We start from the raw sequence: 6,741 nt of genomic DNA, 5'->3' as shown, positions 1-6,741 counted from the left end.
AACTAGTCATAAGGATAGAGAAAGAAGAAAGGGAGGAAGTAGACATGTGTCAGGTACTAGAGGAATTTAAATTAGAAAGTGAAATGAGAGGACTTAAACAAGGGAAAATCCAAACCATTGTAAATCAACTAAAAAGCAAATTTGGATTTGTATCAAAGGAACTGATTATGAAGATAGAGGAAAGTTCAGATGACAAAATAGATGCTTTAACAATCAAGATTATTGATGCGAAAAGTGAAGAAGAACTGATGAATGTTTTATCGTAAGTCATATTGAAATGAGATAGTTAAAAATAGCTATCTCATTTTTATTTTTAAAATATTATGTAATTATTATGTGATATGATTGTTATATAGATGAGGGAGGGGAGAAACGTGAAAAAAGATGAAATTGATTTGCTTTATCAAAAATATTACTATTCTCTGTTCCTTTTTGCCTTTTCTCTTACTCATCAAAAAGCAGATGCAGAAGATTTAGTGATGAATACTTTTGTTAAAGCATTATTGAGCTTTGAAGATGGAAATCTAAAAGCTTGGTTATATACTGTTTTAAAAAATGAATTCTATAATATGACAAAGAAAAAGAAATATGTATATACTCAAACTGAAATTCATTTTGATTGTTTTCAAAGTTCTGATGATGTTTTAAAAGAGTGCATTCATGAGGAACATAAAAGATGGTTATATAAAAATATCTATCAATTACCTAAAATAGAAAGAGAAGTCATTTTATTATCTGTTCAAGATGATTTAAGTGATGTTGAGATTTCACAAATATTAAATATTAGTGTGAATTATATGCGAGTGATTCGTTATCGTGTTAAAGAAAAATTAAGAAAACTAAGTATAGAGGAGGATTATTTATGAAAAAAGATCAATTAGATGAATTATTAAAATTAGATGATGAAGGAACAAATAAAAAAATAAAAAAGATAATTCACAAAAAAATTTATTCAAGAATTATCATCTTTACAATTATTATCACACTTGTAATTGTTACTATAGCTAAAGGATATCAATATATATCAGATTATATATATTACAATCCTTTTCATGAAGAAAATCTTATTGTAGATGAGCAAAGTGAAACATTCTCTGGAAAAACTTTTAAAATTGTTTTACAAACTTGGTGTGAAATTTATTGTCCAAATTATGGATATTATCCAAACCATGATATACAATCTTTGGGGTTAGGAAACTATGAATTAAAAGTAAAATTTCATAATTTATTTGATAAATTGTATGTAGATGATTCTTATAATGCAATAATAAATATCAACCAATCAAAAATGTCTATAGAAGATTTTAATGGTGAACACTATTTTTCTAGAATGTCCTATGAGTTTTTGAACTTATCTTTATCTGAAAATAATGGGTATGGCAAAGATTTATTTAAAATTAATGATAAAACTTTAAATGAAATAGAAAAGCTGCCAGAATCATCATTATTAAATGTTTCAATTAGTTTTGATAAACCTTATTCATTAGAAAAAACAATTGATTTTATGAAACGATATAATCAAGTTAAATTTCTTTGGATGGCAACTGATTTATGGAGTCAAGATGATCCAACACTTGCAAGAGGAATAAGTTTATATAAATTAAGTATGTATGATTTAACCGAAGATGCTAAAAGAAAATATCCCCATTTCTATATAGAAAACAATAATTCTATAACACCAGATATATTACAACAATATTATTTATCTAATTTAAAAATGTTATTAGATCATGAAAAAGAATATAATATGATTTCAAAGGCAAGTAATTCTATGGATTATTCTTCATTAAAAGAAACATATAAATGTGCTAAAAATGGTTTTCAGGTTTCTGGTTTAAGAATAATTGTCAATAAAAATGACCTCTTAAAAATGATAAAAAAGGATAATATTCAATATATTTATATTGATGATATCAAATTATCAGAATTACAAAAATAGACAAGATAGAAATCTCTATCTTGTCTATTTATATTAAACCATGTTTCTTCATAGAATGATAAATACCATCTTCAGCAATATCATCTGTTATTTCATCAGCAATATCTTTAAGTCCCTTGGCTGCATTTCCAACAGCAATACCATGTTGGCAATATTCTAACATATCAATATCATTTAAACCATCACCAAAAGCATATGTATTTTCTTTTGGGATGCCTAAATGTGTAATGAGAGCTTCAATCGCTGAGGCTTTATTAACACCAGGAACAGAAAGTTCACCACTGTTGTCACCAAAAATAGGAACCGTACAATGAATCACATTAAACTCTTTTTCAAATTCATTTCTGATTGTTTCAAATGCAAATCCTTCTTTTTCTAAGAAACAAATCTTATTAACATCACCACGATGTAAATCATATCCAACTTTTAAAGAAGGAATAAAGTGACTTGGTTCTTCTTCTTTCTTTTTTCTAGCAAGGGGATCATTTTCTAAATCACCATACATAATTCTTTCTAGGCGAGGAACTAAATTTTGACTCGCATATAGACCACCATTACTTTCAATGTAATAATCAAAACCATGTTCTTCAAAAAAATCAACAACATGATTAATAGCAGATTGAGAAACCATCTTATGATATAACATCTCATCACCTATTTCAACAAATCCACCACCAGCTCCAATAATACCATCAAAACCAACTTCTAAAATATGTGAATAAATTTCTGCTTTACTTCTCCCTGTACATAAAAAACACAAATTTCCTTGTTTTCTCGTTTCTTGAACTGCTTTTACTGTTGATTCAGGAATATACTCTCTAGCTGGTCTCACATCAACCAATGTTCCATCAACATCAAAAAATATAATTTTCTTACTCATACTCATCCTCCACGTCTTTATTATATAGAAAAATAAGAAAAAATAAAATTATTTTCACACCATGAAATTATCCTTTCTTTTATGTAAAAATATTGTAAAATAAAGAAACATAAAGGGGGATTTTGTATGGATAAGAATCAATCTACTGATTTAATACATGGAAGTATCGCAAAATCAATCTTTTGGTTTTCAATACCTCTTTTAGTGGGAAATTTGTTTCAACAACTTTATAACACAGTGGATGCCTATGTTGTTGGAAACTATGTAAGTAAACAAGCTTTAGCTGCAGTAGGAGCTTCTTCACCAATTATTAATATGCTGATTGGCTTTTTTATGGGATTAGCAACTGGTGCTGGGGTTATTATTGCTCAATATTTTGGTGCAGGTGATGATAAACGATTAAAGAAAGCTGTTCATAGTTCAGCTGCTTTGACGATTGTCATGTCAATTGTTTTAACAATTGTTGGAATATTAGGAACAAATCCAATGTTACATGCAGTAGGAATACCTGCTGATGTTTTTCAAGAATCTTCAACATATTTAGCAATTTATTTTGCTGGTATATCCTTTAACTTAATTTATAATATGGGTTCAGGAATTTTACGTGCTATTGGAGATTCCAAGCGGCCTTTGTATTTTTTAATCATAGCATGTATCATTAATATTATTTTAGATTTTTTATTTGTCAAATATCTACATTTAGGTGTTGCTGGAGCGGGATATGCAACTCTCATTGCCCAGGCAATAAGCAGTTTAATGGTTGTGCTCGTATTAATGAAAAGTGATGGAGCTCATCGTTTGAATTTAAAGAATATCCGTTTTGATATACCAATTTTAAAAAAGATTGTTATGATTGGTTTGCCAACGGGACTTCAACAAAGTATTGTTTCTTTATCTAATGTTATTGTGCAATCATATGTTAATGCGTTTGGTTCAAGTGTCGTTGCAGGATACTCTGCTTCTATTAGAATTGATGGTTTTGTCAATTTACCATTACAAAGTTTCAATATGGCAATTACAACCTTTGTTGGTCAAAATATTGGAGCTAAGCAATATGATCGTGTGAAACGTGGATCAAAAATTGCATTATGGATGACAATGGCAGTTATAGGTACAATGGCTATTTCTTTATTCTTCTTTGGTAAAGAGTTTATTGCTATTTTTAATAGTGAAATTGATGTTGTTAATGCTGGACGAACAATGCAAATGGCCTTTGTACCATTCTATATTGTTTTACCAGTTGTCCAAATTTACAATGGGGTTTTAAGAGGAGCTGGTAAATCATCTGTTCCAATGTATATTATGGTTTTTAACTTTGTTATTTTAAGACAAATTTATTTGGCAATTGTGACAAAGTTGACGTCTAGTATTTATTTTGTCTTTATGGGATGGCCAGTGACTTGGGTGACATGTGCAATTATGTTTATTGTTTATTATCATAAAGTCAATTGGTTACCTGAATATGAGACAGAGAGTGAGTCTTAAAAGAGAGATTCACTCTTTTCTTAAATAAAAAATTTATTTTTAAAATCACATTTTTATATATTTTAAATAAACAAACCAACAGCTTTTAGATTTATTGTTTCTTTTTCTACACACTTTATAATAGTGTCTAGATAAGGAGGAAAAGAAAATGGATGTTTTTGCTGATAAGCTTGGACGTATTGGCGCTTGGGCTGGACAGAATAAATACTTAGGTGCTATTAAAAATGCGTTTCAAAACTTTATGCCAGCTACAATTGCTGGAGCGATGAGTGTACTTTGGACAAATGTATTGGTTAATGATACATTGGTAGAAGGGAATGCTCAAGGATTAGGGGGAATCTTTAGTCCAATTATGGTATTAGAACCTGTTAATGCGGTTTTTTCTGCCATTCAATTTTGTACAATCTCATGTATTTCAGTTGGAATTGTTATGTTAGTTGCTCAAGAAATAGGAGAAGCAAATGGGGAAACAGGAGCATTTCCAGCAGTTGTTGGATTTATGTCATGGGCGGTTGTGACACCAACTGCACATACCATCACATCACTAGCTAGTGGGTTAACTGATAAAGCAGATAAAGCTATTTCGATTGGTGATGTTTTAACTAAAAATGGTGTGACTGATTTATCTCAAGTAGGGACTTTTACTGGTTTTAATGCTGATTATTTAGGCGCAACTGGTTTATTTACAGCTTTAATTATTGGAATTTTAGCATTAGAGATTTATCATGCTTTTCGTAAAATGGATGCTTTAAAAATCAAGATGCCTGAACAAGTTCCACCAGGAGTTACACGTGCTTTTGAAGTCTTGATTCCAACATTTTTAACATTATTAGTTGTTGGAATGATTGGATGGCTTGTACAATTAATAACTGGTCAATATATTAATGATATTATTAAAACAGCTGTGCAAGAACCATTAACTAAAATTATTGGCGACAATATTTTAGCTGTATGTTTAATGTATACATTAGCTCAAATGTTTTGGTTAGTTGGAATCCATGGTCAAAATATGATTTCAGCGGTTAAAGAATCAATCTTTAGACCAATGCTTTATGCTAATACAACTGCATATGCAACACATAGTGGGAAAATACCACATATTTTCAATACAACAATGTTACAAATGTTTGGTGAAATTGGTGGTTCTGGAGTGACTTTAGGTCTTTTAATTGCCATGGGGATGTTTGCTAAACGTGAAGATAATAAAGCAATTGCTTCATTATCACTTGTTCCTGGATTATTTAATATCAATGAAACAATTACTTTTGGTTTACCAATGGTATTAAATCCAATTTTAGGGATTCCATTCTTGATTGTTCCAGCTGTTGGATTAACAATTGGTTGGTTTTTAACAACAATTGGATTCTGTCCACGTGTTGTTTTAGAAGTTCCATGGACAATGCCACCTTTATTGTTAGGATTCTTAGCAACAGGTGGAAGTATTATGGGAGCAGTTTCACAATTAATTGTCATTGTAGCTTCAACACTTATTTATATTCCATTTGTCATTGCCTATGAAAAATATCAAAATAAACAATCAGAAAGTGCAATGTTATAGTGAAGGTATCATATTTTATGATATCTTTTTTCTACATATTTTTCACCTTTGTTTTTTGGATAAATTATTATATAATGCTTAAGGAGGAAATGATATGATTATAGAGAAATTAAAAGATGAAAGTCAATTAACTGAATCAGAAAGATTAATTGCTCATTTCTTGTTAGATGAAAATAATCAAATAGAGAATTTAACAAGCATAGAGGTAGGAAAAAGAAGTTATGCTTCTCAATCAGCAGTTGTACGTTTATATAAAAAATTAGGGATTTCAACTTATCGAGAATTTATTTCTAAATTAGTCATTGAAAAAAGAGAAGCTTTAAAAGCTGAAAATCTTGTTGATGATAATCCTAGTCAATATTTCTCATCATATGATTCGACAATGAATACTATTATGAAGTTATATGAAAAAACATTAACAAATACCAATCTTTTAATGAATCAAAATGTTGTATTAAGAGTTTGTAATCGATTAATGAATGCTACATCCATTGATATTTATGGGGTTGGAATTTCTTATACAATTGCTAAAAGTATGGCATTTAAATTACAGGCATTAGGAATGCATGCCAGTGATCATAATGGAACCAATCATTATTATTTAGAAAATATGAAAGATATCAAAAGAAATGTTTCTATCTTAATTTCACTTACAGGAAGTAATGAAACAATTTTAAATATTGCTCAAAAATTAAAAGATAAAAATGCTTATACTGTTGGTATTATGGGAAGAAAAGATGAAAAACTAAATGAATATTGTCAGGATTGTTTATTGTTTGATACACATATTTATGATGATGTTGATGTGATGTGTTCAACGATTGCTGCAGGATATATTGTTGATTTAATCTATGGTATTTTAATATCAAGAGACTAGAT

General features: G+C 29.2%; 7 protein-coding genes. 6 read left to right on the top strand and 1 reads right to left on the bottom strand.

All coding sequences use genetic code 11. The annotated features are described in order from the left end of the window. The 3 genes from EDD60_RS14085 to EDD60_RS14075 form a co-directional block, all read left to right on the top strand. Positions 1 to 266: DUF4351 domain-containing protein (locus tag EDD60_RS14085; RefSeq protein WP_207905377.1), on the top strand; the 266-nt coding region annotated here is incomplete at its 5' end. A 108-nt stretch (positions 267 to 374) separates the two neighbouring features. Then, positions 375 to 866, top strand: coding sequence for an RNA polymerase sigma factor (locus EDD60_RS14080; RefSeq protein ID WP_066446655.1), 492 nt, complete (start codon positions 375 to 377; stop codon positions 864 to 866). Next, positions 863 to 1,939, top strand: a complete 1,077-nt coding sequence (locus EDD60_RS14075; RefSeq protein WP_066446658.1) for an anti sigma factor C-terminal domain-containing protein — start codon at positions 863 to 865, stop codon at positions 1,937 to 1,939. The genes EDD60_RS14080 and EDD60_RS14075 overlap by 4 nt, the downstream gene beginning before the upstream one ends. Positions 1,940 to 1,967: 28 nt before the next feature. On the opposite strand, the gene EDD60_RS14070 is transcribed toward EDD60_RS14075, so the two are convergent. After that, the gene (locus tag EDD60_RS14070) at positions 1,968 to 2,819 is read right to left on the bottom strand and encodes a Cof-type HAD-IIB family hydrolase (protein WP_066446660.1); all 852 of its coding nucleotides are present in this window, start codon (positions 2,817 to 2,819) and stop codon (positions 1,968 to 1,970) included. A 126-nt stretch (positions 2,820 to 2,945) separates the two neighbouring features. On the opposite strand from EDD60_RS14070, the gene EDD60_RS14065 reads away from it, so the two are divergent. The 3 genes from EDD60_RS14065 (at position 2,946) to EDD60_RS14055 (ending at position 6,739) form a co-directional block, all read left to right on the top strand. Continuing rightward, the gene (locus EDD60_RS14065) at positions 2,946 to 4,304 is read left to right on the top strand and encodes an MATE family efflux transporter (protein WP_066446663.1); all 1,359 of its coding nucleotides are present in this window, start codon (positions 2,946 to 2,948) and stop codon (positions 4,302 to 4,304) included. 148 nt (positions 4,305 to 4,452) lie between these two features. Then, positions 4,453 to 5,862, top strand: a complete 1,410-nt coding sequence (locus EDD60_RS14060) for a PTS sugar transporter subunit IIC (RefSeq protein WP_066446664.1) — start codon at positions 4,453 to 4,455, stop codon at positions 5,860 to 5,862. A 94-nt stretch (positions 5,863 to 5,956) separates the two neighbouring features. Beyond that, entirely contained in the window at positions 5,957 to 6,739 is a 783-nt protein-coding gene (locus EDD60_RS14055) for a MurR/RpiR family transcriptional regulator (RefSeq protein WP_066446667.1), read from the top strand. Positions 6,740 to 6,741: the final 2 nt, after the last annotated feature.

It is taken from the genome of Longibaculum muris, from assembly GCF_004343035.1.
GTDB classification, from domain to species: Bacteria; Bacillota_I; Bacilli_A; order Erysipelotrichales; family Coprobacillaceae; genus Longibaculum; species Longibaculum muris.
The sequence above is the reverse complement of the archived record's forward strand: the minus strand, read 5'-3'. Positions and strand labels throughout refer to the sequence as shown.